Source organism: Mongoliibacter sp. (assembly GCF_007692705.1).
Lineage (GTDB): Bacteria > Bacteroidota > Bacteroidia > Cytophagales > Cyclobacteriaceae > Mongoliibacter.
Window position 1 is genome coordinate 84,205 of record NZ_REBN01000124.1, and the last position, 18,808, is coordinate 103,012.

General features: G+C 40.7%; 15 protein-coding genes. 10 read left to right on the forward strand and 5 right to left on the reverse strand.

The annotated features are described in order from the left end of the window. Positions 1-30 precede the first annotated feature (30 nt). Entirely contained in the window at positions 31-1,338 is a 1,308-nt protein-coding gene (thrC, locus tag EA341_RS06415; protein ID WP_293012406.1) for a threonine synthase, read from the forward strand. Positions 1,339-1,391: 53 nt separating this feature from the next. On the opposite strand, the gene EA341_RS06420 is transcribed toward thrC, so the two are convergent. Continuing rightward, positions 1,392-3,347: a M56 family metallopeptidase gene (locus tag EA341_RS06420; RefSeq protein WP_293012407.1), complete on the reverse strand. Its 1,956-nt coding sequence runs from the start codon at positions 3,345-3,347 to the stop codon at positions 1,392-1,394. After that, a complete protein-coding gene (locus EA341_RS06425) occupies positions 3,347-3,721 on the reverse strand; it encodes a BlaI/MecI/CopY family transcriptional regulator (protein WP_293012408.1) in 375 nt (124 codons plus the stop codon). Before EA341_RS06425 ends, EA341_RS06420 begins: the two co-directional genes overlap by 1 nt. Before the next feature lie 212 nt (positions 3,722-3,933). Here EA341_RS06425 and EA341_RS06430 point away from each other — a divergent pair, with 212 nt between their 5' ends. From EA341_RS06430 to EA341_RS06460, 7 genes are all read left to right on the forward strand, one after another. Next, positions 3,934-5,028, forward strand: coding sequence for a DUF4249 domain-containing protein (locus EA341_RS06430; RefSeq protein ID WP_293012410.1), 1,095 nt, complete (start codon positions 3,934-3,936; stop codon positions 5,026-5,028). After that, entirely contained in the window at positions 5,028-6,134 is a 1,107-nt protein-coding gene (locus EA341_RS06435) for a DUF4249 domain-containing protein (RefSeq protein WP_293012411.1), read from the forward strand. Before EA341_RS06430 ends, EA341_RS06435 begins: the two co-directional genes overlap by 1 nt. A gap of 9 nt (positions 6,135-6,143) precedes the next feature. Then, entirely contained in the window at positions 6,144-7,616 is a 1,473-nt protein-coding gene (locus tag EA341_RS06440; protein ID WP_293012412.1) for an IPT/TIG domain-containing protein, read from the forward strand. A gap of 48 nt (positions 7,617-7,664) precedes the next feature. Further along, the gene (locus EA341_RS06445) at positions 7,665-8,759 is read left to right on the forward strand and encodes a DUF4249 domain-containing protein (protein ID WP_293012413.1); all 1,095 of its coding nucleotides are present in this window, start codon (positions 7,665-7,667) and stop codon (positions 8,757-8,759) included. Between the two features lie 108 nt (positions 8,760-8,867). Beyond that, entirely contained in the window at positions 8,868-9,971 is a 1,104-nt protein-coding gene (locus EA341_RS06450) for an alkene reductase (RefSeq protein ID WP_293012414.1), read from the forward strand. 50 nt (positions 9,972-10,021) lie between these two features. Beyond that, the gene (locus EA341_RS06455) at positions 10,022-10,810 is read left to right on the forward strand and encodes an NRDE family protein (protein ID WP_293012415.1); all 789 of its coding nucleotides are present in this window, start codon (positions 10,022-10,024) and stop codon (positions 10,808-10,810) included. Positions 10,811-10,825: 15 nt separating this feature from the next. Further along, complete coding sequence (locus EA341_RS06460) at positions 10,826-11,797, forward strand: YpdA family putative bacillithiol disulfide reductase (protein WP_293012416.1); 972 nt, start codon at positions 10,826-10,828, stop codon at positions 11,795-11,797. Positions 11,798-12,558: 761 nt separating this feature from the next. Here EA341_RS06460 and EA341_RS06465 read toward each other — a convergent pair. Further along, positions 12,559-14,691, reverse strand: coding sequence for a PQQ-binding-like beta-propeller repeat protein (locus tag EA341_RS06465; protein WP_293012417.1), 2,133 nt, complete (start codon positions 14,689-14,691; stop codon positions 12,559-12,561). A gap of 229 nt (positions 14,692-14,920) precedes the next feature. Further along, a complete protein-coding gene (gene ettA / locus EA341_RS06470; protein WP_293012418.1) occupies positions 14,921-16,600 on the reverse strand; it encodes an energy-dependent translational throttle protein EttA in 1,680 nt (559 codons plus the stop codon). 137 nt (positions 16,601-16,737) lie between these two features. On the opposite strand from ettA, the gene EA341_RS06475 reads away from it, so the two are divergent. Further along, positions 16,738-17,985, forward strand: coding sequence for a DUF349 domain-containing protein (locus tag EA341_RS06475; protein WP_293012419.1), 1,248 nt, complete (start codon positions 16,738-16,740; stop codon positions 17,983-17,985). Between the two features lie 76 nt (positions 17,986-18,061). Further along, the gene (locus EA341_RS06480; protein ID WP_226390688.1) at positions 18,062-18,283 is read left to right on the forward strand and encodes a DUF2795 domain-containing protein; all 222 of its coding nucleotides are present in this window, start codon (positions 18,062-18,064) and stop codon (positions 18,281-18,283) included. A 26-nt stretch (positions 18,284-18,309) separates the two neighbouring features. Here EA341_RS06480 and EA341_RS06485 read toward each other — a convergent pair. After that, positions 18,310-18,808: LytTR family DNA-binding domain-containing protein (locus EA341_RS06485; RefSeq protein WP_293012420.1), on the reverse strand; the 499-nt coding region annotated here is incomplete at its 5' end.

Consider the following 18,808-nt stretch of genomic DNA (forward strand, 5'->3'; position numbering starts at 1 on the left):
AAACTCCAATAAGTTAAAGGCCAACTCAATATGAATTTTTACAGTACCAACAATCCTTCCGAAAAGGTTTCTTTAAAAGAAGCTGTCATCAAAGGTTTAGCTCCTGACCAGGGTCTTTACATGCCTGAAAAAATACCAGTACTTCAGGATTCTTTTTTCAGGGATTTGCCCACACTTTCATTTCAGGAAATTGGATATACTGTCATTACATCACTTTTCGGGGACGATCTTACTCAAGATCAAATCAGAGATTTGGTGGACCATACGCTTGCATTTGACGCCCCTTTGGTCAAGGTGTATGAAAACATCTATAGTCTTGAGCTATTTCATGGACCTACATTGGCATTCAAAGATTTTGGGGCGAGGTTTTGTTCCAAGCTGATGTCTATGTTGATGGATGGTGAAAAAAGGAAAGTGAGGGTCTTGGTTGCGACCTCGGGAGATACAGGTTCTGCTGTGGCAAATGGCTTTTACAAAGTGCCAGGTGTTGAAGTAGTGATTTTATACCCAAAAGGGAAAGTTTCACAGTTGCAGGAAATGCAGTTTACTACCTTGGGAGAAAACATCAGTTGTATAGAGGTGGAGGGGGTTTTCGACGATTGTCAGAAAATGGTCAAAGAAGCCTTTTTAGATACAGAACTAAACAAGGAAATGCTGCTGACTTCTGCCAATAGCATCAATGTGGCCAGGTGGATACCTCAGTGTCTTTATTATTTTTATGCTTATGCCCAATTGGCTCAAAAGGATAAAAAATTGGCTATTTCTGTACCTAGCGGTAATTTCGGCAACTTAGGCGCAGGAATTTTGGCACAGCAGATGGGATTACCCGTTGATACATTTGTAGCCGCAACCAATATCAATAAAATAGTCCCTGATTTTCTTCATGGATCCCCCTTTGCGGCCAAGCCATCAGTTTCCACAATAAGCAACAGTATGGACGTGGGTAATCCAAGCAATTTTTCCAGACTATTGGCTCTTTATGGGAATGATGAAATTCTTTTCAAGTCTAAAGTCAAAGGATTTTTCTTTGATGATGAAGACACGGCCAGGGTGATGAAATCAGTGAGGTCTGAAACAGGATATATTTTGGACCCACATGGAGCTGTTGGATACTTAGGTTTACGGAATTTTATGAAAATGCACCCAGATGAGTATGTAGGTATTTTTCTGGAAACTGCCCATCCTGGTAAATTCAAATCGGTAGTGGACCATGTCTTGGGAATAGATTTGGACTTGCCTGAGAGATTGAAAGCTTTTATGAAAGGCGAAAAAAATGTGCATTCAATGGTCAATGACTATGCCTTATTCAAACAATTTCTTCGAGAGGCTAAAGTATAAACTAAAGCAAAAGACCTGTCAGGTATTTCACCTGACAGGTCTGAAAAGCTAAGTTAATTATCAATTTCTTTTTGTTGCTGAAGTTTAAGTTGCATTTCTTTGAGTTCTTTTTTGAGTTCCATCATTTCAGTTTCATGTGTTTTTCTCCATTCTTCCATTTCTTTTTTGAACTCTTCCAGCTGAGGTTCATTTTCTTCTTTCCATTTTGAAACCTGGATTTTATACTCTTCAATTAGAGGTTTGTTTTTCTCAGACCATTCTTGGATTTGAGCTGCATTTTTTTCATGCCATTCTTTCTGCTTCTCTTTCCATTCGGCCAACTCTTCTTGGTGTTCGCTTTTCCATTCCTCAATTTTAGCTTTCCTTTCTTCATTTTGGGCTTGTATGGCTATTCGAAAAGCGGCAGTATTTTCACGGACTTCTTTTTTAAATTGCTCCAATTTCTCCTTGTCCATTTTGGCAGTATCTCCCTCAAAAGGCCAGGTAGGCATGCGGTAGAATTTCATAGTAGAATCTCTGGGAATGATGATTCTAGGCATATCTTCAAATGATTCTGGACTAGGGAAAGTTTCCGGATCGAAATCGAATTTGGGCATCTGTCCAAATTCCGGCATGGGTAACTCATGGAGTTTCAGCATGGGCATATTGCTGAAAACCTCAAAGTCAAAATCCAGATCCTTGAAAGGCATTTGCCAGTCCTCCAACTTTTTAATGCTCTTCTGTATTCTTTCCCATTCTTCCGGGGACAGCTGATATTTTTCTGCCATCAGGGTATCCATTCGGAATTTCTCTCCCCTTTTGGTTTTTGTGGTATCTATGAAGGCAATGTTACCGGAATCGTCTATTCTGATGATGACTCCTTCTTCAGTAATGATGTTTTTCTTATTTTTCGTCGTATCAGAAGATGCCAAGTCCAAATCTTTGGTTTCAATTTCAGTCTTTTCTCTTTGAAAATCCTGCTCTTGAGGTTCTCTTTCGGCACTTACCATCAAGGTAGCGCCGATTATAAGTGTGAGTATCATGGTAATGCTGGTTAAAGTAGTTGGTTGTGTCGTATCTGTTTGATAACCCATGATCCGCTTAATTCGGTCTAGGGTAGGGGTAGCTTTTTTGGCTGCAGCCAAGGCCATTTCAGGGCTTTCCTTCTCTGCATGATTGAGCACATTTGCCAGACCGAAGGCAAGGTCCTTGGGTCTTGTCCCATGGGCGATAGCCAAGTCATCGCAGGCCATTTCCCGGTATTTACGGATTTCCATATTGATCCACCAAAATACTGGGTGGAAGAAAAATATCACCTCCGCTGTCCTTTGTAGGAGATTGATGAGATAATCAAATCTTTTGATGTGGGCCAATTCATGAGCTATAATAGCTTCTAATTGTAGAGGGTTGATTTGGAGCAATAGGCTAGTGGGAATGAGTATAACAGGTTTGAAAATTCCGTAGGTAATCGGAGTATCAATATATTTGCTTTTTAGCAAGCTTAATGGTCTGCTGATTCCCAATTGTTTGGACTTATTCCGTGCATAGGATTGAAGATCCTCACTCAATAGTTCATTTGGCATTCTGTGGAGATTTCTGATGTCTGACAGACTGCCTGCAAGTCTTATCATGAATAGCATGGCTCCAATCATCCAAATGTTGACCAATGTAGGGAGTTTGGCTTCGATTTCTGATCTCCAGGATATCGGGATAATCCCGGCATCTTTTTCAGGGTTGAATTGACCTGCCAAGTAAGCCTCTGTCAAAACTTCTTGGGGAATATGACTGAGACTTTTAACCTGATTGCCTTTATCCAGATGATACAAAAAGGTCCCAATACTGATGATTGGAATAAACAAAAATGCAGTCAATGCCAGTTTATACTTGAATGAGGCTGATTTAGAACTGCTGATTCTTAAAGTCAGCCAAAGAATCAGTCCTATTCCTGCGACCTGCCAAAGGGCATGAATCAACATCCAACCTATGGCATAGCCGTATTTTTCAGCCAATATCTGATTGAACCATTCCATTATTTTTCATTTTCAAGTTGGTCAAGAAAAGCGCGGATTTCATTGATTTCCTCTTTCGAAGGATTGCCCTGTCCTAAGGCCTGCATCACTAGGTTTTTGGCAGAACCCCCAAATGCTGCATGCATAAAATTATTGACAAGGCCTTTTTGAGTGACTTTTTCATCTATGGCAGGGGTGTAAATATGTGTCCTGCTTTTTTCGTCCCTGTTGACCAAGCCCTTGACATGCATGATCTGCATCAGCTTCAGCGTAGTGGTGTACCCTGTGTCTTTATTGGAAGAAAGTCGTTCATGGATCTCCCTTACTGTGGCTTTTTTAAGCTCCCAAAGCAAGGCTAAAATTTCAAGTTCGGATTCCGTGGGTTTAGTTTGCATATGGAGTTCTACGATTTATTTCGTACAAAGTTATTTATTCCATATTGTTCTGCAAGAGTTTATACGATTTTTTTCGTACTATTAGAAAAAATTAACTCAATTATTTCATATGTAGAGTGATATGACATATTGTGGTGACGTTTTTAACTCTTTGATTGAGGTAATAATTTCACGATTCTATTATATTGTAGATTATTGTGAAAATAGTTCTGATGAAAAATGTTTTTTACCTATTGTTGTTGACAGTGCTTTTTAGTACCTGTATCGATCCTTACGAGGTCAACACCCAACTCGAGGAGCGCGCTTTGGCCGTAGAGGGGTATATCACTACTGTACCAGGAATTCAGGAAATCAGGTTGAGAAGGGCAGAAGTATTTGGGCCTGATTTTATTGGGATAAACAAACCCGAAGGTTTGGCAAAAGTCTTGGTGAGGGATGACTTGGGAAGGGTTATAAGTTTTGAAGAGCAGGAAGAAAGAGGGCTATATTTTACGGAAGAAGATTTCGCTGCAGAAGTTGGAAGAAGCTATAACCTCGAAATCATCACCCAAAATAAAAAGCGATATGTTTCAAGACCTGAGTTGGTAAAACCTGTACCTGAATTGGACTCTGTAACCTACAGGGCAGTTAGGACTCCTGGCTCGGATAGAATGAATGATGAATATGGTGTACAGGTTTTAGCCCATTTTCAAGACCCACCTGAAGAGGATAACTTTTATTTTTGGAGAACTTTGGAATCAACATTTGTTTTGGTATCCGAACCTGAAATTTTAACGTCTGGCCCTGCAGGCATGCCACAATGTCCGCCTTGTTGTGAAAGTATTTGCTTTCATACGGATTTGCCAAAACCAGGCAATATTGTAACGGTCAGCGATACGGATTTCAATGGCTTATATCAAAATAGGGTCATCGCTTATGTTGAAGACAATGGAACGAGATTTAAAGATACATATAGGCTTGAGTTGCAGCACATGTCTGTCACACAAGAAACACAAAGGTACTTGCAGTTGGTGGACCAACAATTACGGTTAACGGGTTCTGTATTTGACCCCCCTCCTGCAAATATTAGGGGGAATATAATTAACCTGGAAGACCCTGAGGAATTGGTTCTGGGTCAGTTTTATGCTGTAGATGTGGTGGAAGTTCAGCTTTATATTCAGAGGGATAAGTTAGAATTTTACAAAAGGCCTCAAAATTTCATCTATAGATGTTGTATCCACTATCTTTACCAAGATCCCCGTACGCAATATGTTGCGCCGTTGTTATCGACAACCCCACCCGCTGATTGGAATCCACCAAGAAATTGATGAAAAAGTTCTTTTTCTACATATCGATCCCTTTTTTACTAATCATAGCTTATGCATGTATAGATGTATTTCCATTTGAAAATGAAAGGCCCAATGCCTTATTGGGGGTAGAGGGGTATATCACGACTCTACCCAAAGCACACAGCATCAGACTTTCCCGAGCGGACAGGTTTTCACCTGACTTTAATGGCTTAAATCGACCCGAAACCTTGGCCAAGGTATTGATCAAGGATAACCTTGGTAATGTGGAGCTATTGACGGAGACTACAGCAGGTGTGTACCTTACCCGAGAAGACTTTGCCGCAGAAGTGGACAAAACCTATAATTTGGAAATTATCTTAAATGATGGGCGAAGGTATATTTCAATGCCTGAAACGGTTACTCCTGCTCCTAAGGTTGATTCACTTTCTTACCAAGCAGTAAGGACAGCAACAGAAAACGCCATGGTGGATGAGGTAGGTGTAAGGATTTTTGCTCATTTTCAGGATCCGCCTGATGAAAGGAATTTTTACTTCTGGAATATGATGATCTCTGATTTTCAGTTGGTGGCAGAACCGGAGCTGAATCTTAATGGCCCCTTTCATCCTACCTGTCCAAGGTGTCCAAACCCTCTTGATTGTTGTAGGATATGCTATTTCAGTGAGCGTCCGAGCCCTCCCAATGTGAATACAGCAGAAGATTCAGATTTTAATGGTCTTTATCAAAATATGCCCATTGCATATATCAGGGACAATGGACTCCGTTTTAAAGGGATTTACAAAGCAAAAATCCAGCACCTTTCGGTTTCCCAAGAGGCGCACAGGCATCTGACTTTGATAGGACAACAAGTAGGGCTAACAGGAACCGTATTTGATCCCCCTCCAGCCAATATCAGGGGGAACCTCATTAATTTGGATGATCCGGACGATTTGCCTTTAGGCTTTTTCTTTGCTGCTGATGAGGTGCCATTAGAAACTTATATCAAGCCAGAACAGCTTGAATTTACTTTTCGTCCTCAGACTTTATTTCCGACAGACTGTAGGGCTTACGTGGTTAGGCTGGGAGTAACAAGACCCATTGACCCGACGATAGCACCAAATGACTGGAATCCGAATAGTCTACCTTAAGAAGAAAAAATGGGAAAAATTTTAAAATTTCTTTTAGTCCTTAGCATTGGCTCTATTTTTATTTCCTGTGAAATAGAAGAAGTAGGTTCCTTGAGTTTACAAACCGAAGAAATAGTGAACGTCAGCGGTGAACGTGCTGTGGTATTGGGAAGGATAGTGGCTTTCGAAAATATTCCAGTTGAAGATCATGGCTTTTATTTTTCGAAAGATGAAGGGTTTATGGATCCAATCATTTTGTCATTGGGAGCCACCTCAAGACCGGGAAGGTTTATAGGAGAAGTCAGCGGGCTGTTTCTAGGTAGGACATATTTTGTAAAGGCATTTATAGTTAGGGACGGAGAATTGATTTTTGCAAATACCCTGAGTTTTGAAACTTTGAACCCATCCCTTACTCGGTTTTCCCCTATTTCACAGTTTGGAGGTGGTGAAATTACAATTACCGGGATTAATTTTGGAGATGATGCGGAAGTGTTTTTTGGAGAAAGGAAGGCGGAGGTGCTTGAAGTTTCTTTTGGTTTTCAGATTAGGGTCAGGGTACCGGAAATTGAAAATACCGCCACTGAGACCATTCGGGTACTTACCAGGGGAATTGAGTTGACAGCCGAAATACCGTTTAGGTATGCCATAGGAACATTTGAACTCCTAGACAATAGTCCTCTGGAAGGCTTATCCATTATTGAAAATGTATATTTTCAAAGTGGAGATAGGTTTTTTGTGGGGATGGGCAGAGATGCTACCAATTTGCCAAGCAATACATTTTGGGAATATAATTTTTCAAATCAAAATTGGGAAAGGACTGGCTTTGAAGCCAGGATGCAGCGCAGGGCTTCAGATTCCCACTCTGGTTTTTTTGGTGGAGGTTTCTTCCAAACAAGCGTATTTGGTCCGGAAGTTTTAAGTGATAGTTTTTGGTATTTTGATGGGCAGGAATTCCAGTCTTTACCAGCTGCTCCAATCGATATTGTAGGAGGATTTGGTTATGAAATCCAAGGTCAATTTTACATTGCAGGAGGATCTTTAGGGGTAGGTACACTTGTCTACAGGTATGATCCAAATACTGAAAACTGGGAGATTAGACCTAATTTACCTTCCAGAGTTGACAATAGAATGGTGCATTTTGTCTATAATGATCTGCTCTATTGGATTGACCGAGATAATAACCTTACTGCTTATAATCCTTTTACAGCTCAATCAGAAGTCGTATCCAAATACCCATCACCTATGGTTGAAAATTCATCGGATTCAGGGGGCTTCGGATTGGTAATTGGAAATAGTGTTTTTATAGGTCTGTATGACAATGCCCGCGAAATTTGGGAGTTGGATATGGAAACCATGGAATGGATCCGAAAGCGGAATTTTGGAGGAGACACAAGAGGGAGGATTTCTGGAGCATTTCACAAAGACGGGAACCTATATTTTCTTCGTTCTTACTTGATTAATCCCAGAACTGAGTTTTGGAAGTTTGATCCTGAAGGGTTTTAGGCTGGAAATTGTTGTGAAAATTTAAGAGTATAGTTAATCTGAATAGAAGTGAAAGCAAGTAGGGTATTAATAGTGTTTATGATTGCCATTGCGAGCTGTATAGATCCCTTTGAAGTTTCAAGTTTGATGCCAGAGGGTTTGATAAATATTGAGGCTTTTATAACCAGTACACCGCAAGTACAACAAATAAGAATTTCTAGAGCGGGGATTTATGGTCCAGAGATAGTAGGACGGAATCTGCCGGTCAGGAGTGCTGTAGTCTTGGTAAAGGATGATTTAGGGAATGTAGAAAGGTTTTTTGAAAGTCAGGAGGCCGGTGTATACCAAAGTTCATCAGATTTTTCGGCTAAAGTAGGCAGGTCTTATAATTTGGATATCACGTTAAGTGACGGTGATAGACTGGTATCTTTGCCGGAGAGGGTAACGGCCGTACCTCAAATGGATTCTGTTACTTACAGTGCCGTTAGAACCCCTTCAACCGATCCCATGATTGATGAAATTGGCGTACAGGTTTTGGGCCATTTTCAAGACCCTGCTGACGAACAAAACTTTTATTACTGGAAGATGCTGGAGTCAGATTTTGTCTTAATCGCAGAACCTGAGCTGTTTAGTCTGCCACCTACACATCCTACCTGTCCGCGATGTCCGGCGCCAAAGGCTTGCTGCGCACGTTGTTTTCATAAGGAAATACCCAGACCTGCCAATATCAATACGGTGGAAGACTCAGATTTTAATGGCAAATACCAAAGCAGGGTAATCGCCTATGTAAGAGATAACGGATTGCGATTCAAAGAAACCTACAGGCTTGATATTGAACACATGTCAGTCAGTGCTGAAGGCCATAGGTACCTCAAGTTGTCTGACCAGCAATTGCGACTTACAGGTTCAGTTTTTGATCCTCCTCCCGCCAACATCCGTGGGAATGTCATCAACCTCAATCGACCCGAAGAACAGGTACTGGGTTACTTTTTTGCTTCAGATGTTCAGCTATTGAGGGTTTATATCCATAGGGACAGGTTGGAATTTTTTTTAAGGCCACAATTAATTGTGCCGGATGATTGTAGGAATTATTTACAACAAGCTTCTGGTTTTCCTATGCCTTTTTTACCCACAGATCCTCCAGCCGATTGGGATGGCTTTTAATGACAAATAAAGTGGAGTATGCGAATAGGTTTTGAACACCATTACCTGAACTAAACACTTTGCATAATAGTTGTATATACACATATTTTAAAAAACCAACTATTTAATATGAGTAAACAACCATTATTGCAAGAATTAATATTAGGTGACCTAAAGTTGAAAAATAGGGTAGTCATGGCCCCTATGACCCGTAGTCGTGCTGATAATCCTGAAAATGCCCCTACAGAAATGCATGTAAAATATTACATACAACGTGCGTCTGCTGGGTTGATCATCACAGAAGGTTCACAGATTTCCAAAAAAGCTGTAGGATATATCAATACACCGGGAATTTATTCCTCTGCTCAGGTAGCGGGATGGAAAAAAGTGACCCAAGCGGTGCATGACAAAGGCGGAAAGATTTTTATTCAGTTGTGGCATGTTGGCAGGATTTCTCATCCTGACTTTCATGACGGAGATTTACCCCATGCTCCTTCAGCGATAAACCCAAATGCTAAATCATTTACCCTGAAAGGTTTTAAGGATACAGTCACTCCCAAAGAAATGACCTTGGAGGATATTCAGCAGACCATTTTAGATTTTAGAAATGCAGCAAAAAATGCCTGGGAGGCAGGGTTTGATGGAGTAGAAATTCATTCTTCCAATGGATATCTTCTGCACCAGTTTTTCAGTAGAACATCCAACACAAGAATTGATGGCTACGGAGGTTCCATTGAAAATCGGGCTAAAATATTATTTGAAATAATTGATGCCATCAAACAGGGAATACCTGAAAATAGAATCGGTTTGAGGCTGAATCCATCGCTCCATGGCATTTTTGGAATGACTATGGACGAAGAAAGTATTCCAACTTTTGATTATATCATAGAAAAGCTAAATGCCTATGATCTGTCTTATCTGCATCTTTCAGAGCCTTTTAATGATGTTTCGGAGGTGTCTTTTGCTGAACCTGAAATTGCTAAAAGATATAGACCTATCTATAAGGGCAATTTGATGATCAATGCAGGATTTGATCAGGAAAAAGGTAACCGATATATTTTGGAAGGACTTGCAGATGCTGTTGCTTATGGAAAACCGTATGTTTCAAATCCGGATTTGGTCGAGAGATTTGAAGCAGGTGCTGAACTCGCCCCATGGGATTCTGACACATTTTATACTCCAGGTGAAAAAGGATACACAGACTACCCTTCACTAAAGGAGGAAAAAGTTTGATAAAACAATTAAAGGCCGAGATATTTCGGCCTTTTTAGTATTTTGCACCTATGTGTTTACTAGCTTTTAACTGGAATGATCATCCAGACTACAAGTTGATTCTTGTAGCTAACAGAGACGAGTTTTTTGAAAGACCCTCTCAGCAACTTCATCAATGGGAATCCGGTATATTTGCAGGTAAAGATCTCCGTGCTGGTGGTACCTGGCTGGGCATGCATCCAAGTGGGAGATTTGCCGCTTTGACCAATTACCGCGACTTGAAAAATCTTCAAAAGTACGAAAAGTCTAGAGGTGACCTTGTTAAAAACTACCTGGAAGGACAGCAAGATCCTCTCGAATACCTCAAGGAAATTGAAGCAGAAATGCAGGATTATGATGGTTTCAATTTGCTAATAGGAGATCAGAAAAATTTATATTACCTGTCCAATAAATCCGATAAAGGAGTACAGAAACTAGCTCCAGGTATTTACGGATTGAGTAACGCACTGCTTGAAACCCCGTGGAAAAAATTGGTTAAGGCGAAAGAAAACCTGAAGTCCCATATTTCAAAAGGGGATTTTCAAATGGATTCCTTGATGAAAGGCCAGCATTCCAAGGAAACGGAAGCTCCTGAACTGCTTCCAGACACTGGCGCCACTCCAGAACAGGAAATACTATTATCGGCACAATTTATCAATGTAGGTGATTACTACGGTACTGTCAATGGTACTGTTTTACTTTGGGACCATTCTGGGAAAGTACGCATGAAGGAGCGGGTTTTTGATCAGGTAAAAGGAACATATGAAGATTCAGAGTTGAGCTTTAAAATCAATTCTGAAGTGGAACACAATGCCCGATAAGCCTGTTAGTTAAACATGGAAAATCAAGATGTTTTAGATGTTTTTATAGTTGGGGCAGGGCCCATTGGATTGGCATGTGGTATTGAATGCGAAAAAGCAGGACTGAAGTATGTCATTGTCGAAAAAGGAGTGCTGACCAATTCTATTTTTAACTATCCGGCTAACATGACTTTTTTTTCCACTTCCGAAAAACTGGAAATGGGAGGGATACCTTTTATGTCAATTGCCCATAAGCCCACCCGTACAGAGGCATTGGAATATTATCGGAGAGTGGCGAAAACCTGGAAGCTCAAAATCAACCTTTACGAAGAAGTTAAAACCCTGAAAAAGAAAGGAGAGATATTTGAAATATCCACTGCTAAGGGTAATTATAGAACAAAAAATATCATTGTATCAACAGGTTTTTATGACTTGCCAAATTTGATGGATGTTCCTGGAGAAGACCTGCCTAAGGTATCCCACTATTATAAAGAACCATGGCCTTATATCGGTCAGAAAATTCTTGTTGTTGGGGGAGCCAATTCTGGAGTTGATGTGGCTTTGGAAACCTGGAGAAAAGGGGCGGAAGTGACCATGGTGCTCAAGGATGAGGGGGTAGATCCCAAAGTCAAGTATTGGGTCAAGCCAGACATAGAAAACCGTATCAAAGAAGGGTCTATTAAAGCCTTTACCCATTCATTGGTTAAAGAAATCAGGGAAAAGGAAGTAGTCATCAATACTCCTGACGGGGAAGTTACCATTGAAAATGATTTTGTCCTAGCCATGACAGGCTATGTTCCCAATTTTGCCTTGTTAAACCAATTGGGAGTGGAATTGAGTCTTGATGAAAAACGGCAACCTTGCTATGACCATACCAATCAGGAATCAAATATTCCAGGTGTTTATTTAGCTGGTGTTGTCTGTGGAGGTTTGAATACCAGAGAATTTTTTATTGAAAACTCCATTGTTCATGCTGAACAGATTGTGAAGCATATTTTGGGAAAATAGAGGGTAGATTCGAGAGAAGAGATACGAGAGTTTAGAAAAAAGAGACAAGAGACAAGACACAAGCGCTAAGAAAAATCAGGACGAGACAACTCTTCGCTTCACCCAGAGTGACGCCACCTACAAATCCGACATTGGTACTCAGGAGAGATCTAAGAAAGGATGAGGGAAGAAAGGGCATGTATAAGTAAGGATTTACAATCTGCCTGACAACCCTGAAAGGTTAAATTTTATTTACCCAGGGTTACCACCCGGAGTTTAATTGATAGCAAGTCTTTAGTTTTTGGCCGAATAATAGTCAATGGTGGAAAATGCTTTCCACCAAAAATAGGGGTGGTTTACTCCCGCTGATCTCGCTGATTTTCGCAGATATGCTTCGCTTAGCAGTAGAAGTTTATAACAAAAAGTTGTGCGTGATAACACCACTGGGGCGAAGGAAGTAAAAGTTTCACGCCATGACGCTAAGGAGTTAAGAAAAATATACAGATTTTCTAAAGTGATAATTAAGGATTTTTGCGGTTAATTTCTCCCCTTATGTTTTTGAGACCGCAAAGACTTGTGCCTTCGGCACACCTGCCGCTATTTACCTACGGGCAAATCCACAATTAATCAACGATGAGTTGAAAACTCACAACCCATTAGTCCCGCGGTACATCCGCATGACAATGCCCCCACTTTACCATAAGTCTTACCTTTAACTTTTAACAAATTAACTATTAAGGATTTATGTATCAATTAAACAGTTTACCAGTTACGCAATTAATCTATTCCGGCAAAGCAAAAGCCACATAGGCGTCTCCTGACTTGGTGCCTTTGCCTCCCCCACAAGCGATGACTATATATTGTTTTCCTTTGACTTCATAGATTGCAGGGGTGGCATGGCCTGCGGCGGGGAGTTTAGCTTCCCACAATACTCTACCTGTGTCTTTGTCAAAAGCCCTGATTTTTTCATCCTTGGTGGCTGCAATAAAGACCAATCCTCCTGCTGTGGTTGCCGGTCCGCCATAGTTTTCTGTCCCGGTTGGCTGGAAGCCTTTGGCAGTGAGTTCCTCAAATTCACCCAATACGGACTGCCACTTTATTCTGCCTGTATTCATATTGATGGCAGTCAAGGTGCCCCATGGTGGCTGAATGCCAGGGTAGCCATCGTCGGTCAACAACCTTGAATATCCTTCCATGTTGTATTTCGGGAAAAGCTGCTCTTTTCCACCTTCCATTTCTTTTTTATCTTCTTCGGCTTTTATTTCTGAGCCCAAGAGATAATCAGTAAGGAGTTTCCTGTCAGTATCCGAAATATGGGAAAATGCAGGCATTGCTCCTTTTCCATTTTTGATAAGGAGGTCTAGGCTTTTCCAATCAAATTTTTCATTCAGATTTTCCAGAGAGGGAAAAACAGGTGGATTTCCTTTGCCGTCTATCCCATGGCAGTTTCCACAATAATTCACATATACTTTTTGTCCAATATTATCATAGCTCGGGTTTAGCTTCATTTTAATAACCCAAGGGACTTCATTGGCATTTACATATAAGGTCTGAGTGTAGGGGTCAAATGAAGAGCCACCCCATTCTGCTCCGCCATCCATTCCCGGAAACAGGACGATTCCATGTTTGTCGCTTGGCGGCTCCCACATATCGCCGTACTTCAAATTTTCCAGTTTGCCTCTGATGTCTTTTTCCCATTCTGGGGTAAGTCTTAAAATTTCATTTTCAGTATAAGCCATTCTCATAAATGGTACTGGCAGGGTAGGGTGAGGCTGGGTTGGCCAGCTTTTTTCTCCTTCAAGCTCTGATTGCGGAACAAAACGTTCCTCCAGTGGCCAGACAGATTCCCCTGTCTCCCTGTCGAAGACAAATACGTACCCCTGTTTGGAGGTCTGTGCTACAGCATCAATCCATTTACCATCTTTTTTAATTCTGATCAGGTTGGGGTTGGCAGGGAAATCCCTGTCCCACATGTCATGATGTACTCCCTGAAAGTGCCAGATTCTTTCTCCTGTATTGGCATCCAAGGCCAATAGTGTGTTGGCAAAAAGATTCTGTCCGTGCCTGTAACCTCCCCAAAAATCATAAGTAGCTGAACCAGTAGGGACAAACACAATTCCCCTCTTCACATCCACTGTCATTCCAGCCCAATTGTTGGCACCACCGATTTTATCCCAATACTTTTCATCCCAGGTATCATGGCCAAACTCTCCGGGGTGAGGGATAGTATGAAAAATCCATTCCCTTTCACCAGTGCGAACATTATATGCTCTGATATGTCCAGGGGCTGCGTCCAAGCCTTCAGATAAACGCATCCCAATAATGATTTTATCCTCATAAATAACACCTGGACTGTTACTTACCAATAAAAAATCATCCAATTCTGTGTCCAGGTCCTTTTTCAAGTCGACCAATCCATTATCTCCAAAGGTTTCAATCGGCCGACCTGTTTCAGCATCCAACGCCATCAAGTAATTGGAAGCAGAAGAAAATATCCGCTTATCATTTCCATCTTCCCAGTAAGTTAGTCCTCTGTTTAATCCGGCCCATGAGTTTTCACCACCTAAAACCTGAAAAGGATTAAAACGCCAAATAGGTTTGCCGCTGTCTGCTTTTAGTGCAAAAACATTGAGTTGAGGGCTGACACCATACAAAATATCTCCTATGACTATGGGCTGAGTCTGGATTTGACTTCTTTCGGTAGCGTCTCCCGTGTTGTATGTCCATGCAACTTCTAGGTTTTTGACATTTTCTTTGGTGATCTGGCTGAGAGAAGAATACCTCGCGGCATCATATGTGCCCCCAAAGCTTCGCCATTGTGAATAGTCTTTTATGGCTTGTTGGTTCTTTTCAACGCAACTAGAGAAATTGAGTTGAAGGAGAATCGTGATGAGGATTAGGCTGTATTTTCGCATTCCTGATGAGTTCTTGATACTTGAAACTTAAGTAACATAGTTTATTTTATTCAATTCTGCTAACAGTAACTTATATGATTCTTTTCAGGGAATTTTAATGGGCTGAAATTATTATTATTGCCGTGTACAATCTCAGAAACTGAAGGTTGCCTTATTTCCTAAATCTAAAAAAAGCCGCTGAAGAATACATCCTCAGCGGCCTTGATAATAGCAATTGGTCTCTTAGCCTTTATTTTAGCTTTTTGTATTTTATCCTTTTGGGGGTTAGGTCACCAAGTCTTTTCTTCTTGTTTTCCTCATAGTCAGAGAAATTCCCTTCAAACCAATACACCTGAGAGTCTCCTTCAAATGCCAATATGTGGGTACAGATCCTATCTAAAAACCACCTGTCGTGAGAAATGATCACCGCACATCCACCAAAGTTTTCTAATGCCTCTTCCAGAGCCCTGAGGGTATTCACGTCCAAGTCATTGGTAGGTTCATCGAGCAGCAACAGGTTGCCACCTTCTTTCAAAGTCATCGCAAGGTGCACACGGTTTCTCTCACCGCCTGATAGCACACCAACCTTTTTCTCCTGATCGGAACCGCCGAAATTGAATTTACTCACGTAAGCACGAGCATTCATTTCTTTGTTCCCCAATTTCATGATTTCATTACCTCCTGAAATAGATTCGTAGACGGACTTATTGGCGTCCAGGTTATCATGCTCCTGGTCTACATAGGCCAGCTTCACCGTTTCACCAACCTCAAAATTACCTGCATCAGGTTTTTCTTTTCCGGTAATTAATTTGAACAAAGTAGATTTTCCAGCACCATTGGGTCCTATAATTCCCACAATTCCGCCTTGTGGAAGGTTGAATGAAAGGTCTTCAAATAATAACTTATCTCCATAGGCTTTGGATACACCATTCACCTCAATAACTTTTGCTCCCAATCTAGGCCCTGGCGGAATGTATAATTCCAATTTGGCCTCTTTTTCCTTGCCTTCTTCACCGATCAATTTGTCATAAGCACTTAGTCTTGCCTTTCCTTTTGCCTGACGGGCCTTTGGAGTCATGCGAATCCATTCCAATTCCCTTTCCAGGGTTTTTTGGCGCTTAGATTCTGTTTTTTCTTCTTGCTTCAGTCTGTTTTGTTTTTGGTCTAGCCAAGAGGAATAGTTTCCTTTCCAGGGAATCCCTTCTCCTCTATCCAATTCCAGAATCCATCCGGCTACATTATCTAAAAAGTACCTATCGTGTGTCACCGCAATCACAGTTCCTTTGTATTGCTTCAAATGCTGCTCCAGCCATAGTACTGATTCTGCATCCAAGTGGTTGGTAGGTTCATCAAGCAAAAGCACATCAGGTTCCTGTAGCAACAAGCGGCAAAGGGCAACCCTTCTTTTTTCACCACCCGAAAGGTTGGCAACATTTGCTTCAGCGGGAGGGAGCCTTAAGGCATCCATGGCCTTTTCGAGCATGGTCTCCAGTTCCCAGGCGTTGGCTGCATCCAATTTTTCCTGTACCTCACCTTGCTGGGTAATCAGTTTGTCCATGGCGTCAGGGTCTTCCATGACAGCCGGATCCATGAATTTTTCATTGATTTGTTCGAATTCTTTGAGTAAAGCAACAGTTTCAGAAACAGCTTCTTCCACTACTTCTTTTACTGTCTTATCCGGGTCAAGCTTAGGTTCTTGTTCTAGCATGCCGACAGAATAGCCCGGCGACCAGACTACTTCACCGAGGAATTCTTTGTCCATTCCTGCAATGATTTTAAGCAAAGAAGATTTACCGGACCCATTGAGTCCCAGAACGCCTATTTTTGCTCCATAAAAAAATGAGAGGTATATGTCTTTCAGTACTTTTTTCTGAGGGGGGTAAATTTTGGAAACTCCCGCCATGGAAAAGATGATTTTTTCTGAACTCATAATTGATTATTTAATGTTGAAAATGCCAAGAAGGACAAATATGGCAAAAAAAGGCCTTTCTTAGGATAAATGCTTTTGAATTAATTAATTTGCAGGAATTAGCTAACACTGCCACACAACCAACCTATTGAATAAAAATGGAGCATCCATACGGGTACATTAAAGATAACAAAGTTTATCTCAGAGGATTTATGAATCAGCCAGATAGGGTGATTGGAGAAGTAAAAGAAGACGAAGCGAGCACTATCAAATACTTTGAAGACAGGTTTGAGACACTGAAGGATAAAATCGAGGGTCTCAAAAAGGATATCGAAGAAAATCAGAACAAAGGCTCATTCCTGATGAAGTTGATCCATCTTAGGGATTCCTTGATGGAGTTTGATGCATTGGGAGATTTTATTCCACTGATCGAGGAGTTGGATAAGCTGCAGGTTTTTTTGGAAGATATTATCAAAAAAAATAGAGAGAGAAACCTCGAAATCAAAAAAGGTTTGATCCTGGAGGCTGAAGCACTCAAAAACGATACGGACTGGAAAGCTACTGCTGAGGAAATGAAGGACCTCAAAATGCGCTGGATCAAAACAGGGCCAGTAGAAAAGGAATTTGAAGACGAAATCGAAAATACGTTTAACGCGGCTCTTGAAACATTTTTTGAGAACCGTAAACATTATTTTGAAGGTCTTGCGCTTCAGGCAGAAGAAAACATCAAAGTGTATGAAGATCTTGTCAGACAGGCGAGAGAAGCTTTTGATAATCCTGATGCCAAACAAGCCTTTGAAGTATCAAAAAGAATCCAAAAAGAATGGAAAGCATCTGGAAAGGTGCCTGCTGAAAAAAGACAACCTCTTTGGGATGAGTTTTCCAAATTGAACAATAGAATATTCAGCCGGTTCAGAAGAACGATGCAGACTGGTCCTCAGCTTAAGCCTTGGGAGCAAGTGAAGAAAATGGAGGAAATGACCGAGGAAATGAAAAAGCTTGCTAAAGCTGAAACAAATCCCGAAGTCATCTCGTCAGCTAAGAAACTGCAAGCGGAGTGGAAAAGAATTACCCAAAGAAAACCAAGGGATTCGGGTCTTATCATTAGATCTTTTACTTTCTTTTCGGAAGTGGTTTTTGAAAAATTGTTTCTTAACAAATTGGCAAATTCTAAATTCGCTGACTTCAAGGAAAAAGACGAATCCGAGCAAAAAAGAATTAAGGCATCGATTTTGAAGGACCTTATTTATAGAGACGAAAGTGAGCTGGCTACCATAAAAGAGAATGCCGAAAACTTTAGGACAAATGAAGAAGATTTCGAAATGATGCTCCGTAGAAAGCTAAGTGCCTTCAAAAGAAAAGTGGATGTAAAAAATCACATCTTGAAGGAACTTTCAAATAAATAGGGTGTTACCATTGAAAATTTAAAACAATTTCTATTTTTGCAAGCCGTTAGCGCGATAAACATTTAAAACTGAAAATATGTATTGGACATTAGAACTTGCATCGTATCTGGAAGATGCCCCATGGCCTGCAACTAAGGACGAGCTCATCGATTATGGGATACGTTCCGGTGCTCCTCTGGAAGTTGTAGAAAACCTCCAAGAGCTTGAAGACGATGGCGAACCATACGAGAATATCGAGGAAATCTGGCCAGATTATCCTACGAAAGATGATTTCTTCTTTAATGAAGACGAATATTGATTGAAAGCCCGAATTCGGGCTTTTTTTTATATTCCCAAGGCAGACTTCAATTTTGGAAATCCAGTCCTGCTTACTGGAATTTTTGAGCCATTTTTCAAAATCAACTGATAAGAGTCTTTTTCATAAGGCTCAATTTTATTTATTTCGTTGATTTTTACAATGTAGGATCTATGAGTTCTGACAAACTGCGTTGGGTCGAGATTCTTTTCATAAAAAGTCAGGGTTTTGTTTTTCAAAAATTTACCCTCCTTGGTGTGAATATTTACATAATCGTCGTTTGCTTCCAAAAAAATTACATCTGATATGGGGATGATTTTGATTTCATTTTTAACTTTCAATACTATCCTGTTGGAAGATTCAGAATGCATATTTTCTTCATTGGAAGGAGGTATATTCATGCCCAAAGCTTGATTTGCCTGAAAGAATTTTTCCATTGCCTTGGCAAAACGTGTCTTTGAAATCGGTTTTAAAAGATAATCAATAGCATGCGCATCAAAAGCCTTCATAGCATATTCCTCGAAAGCC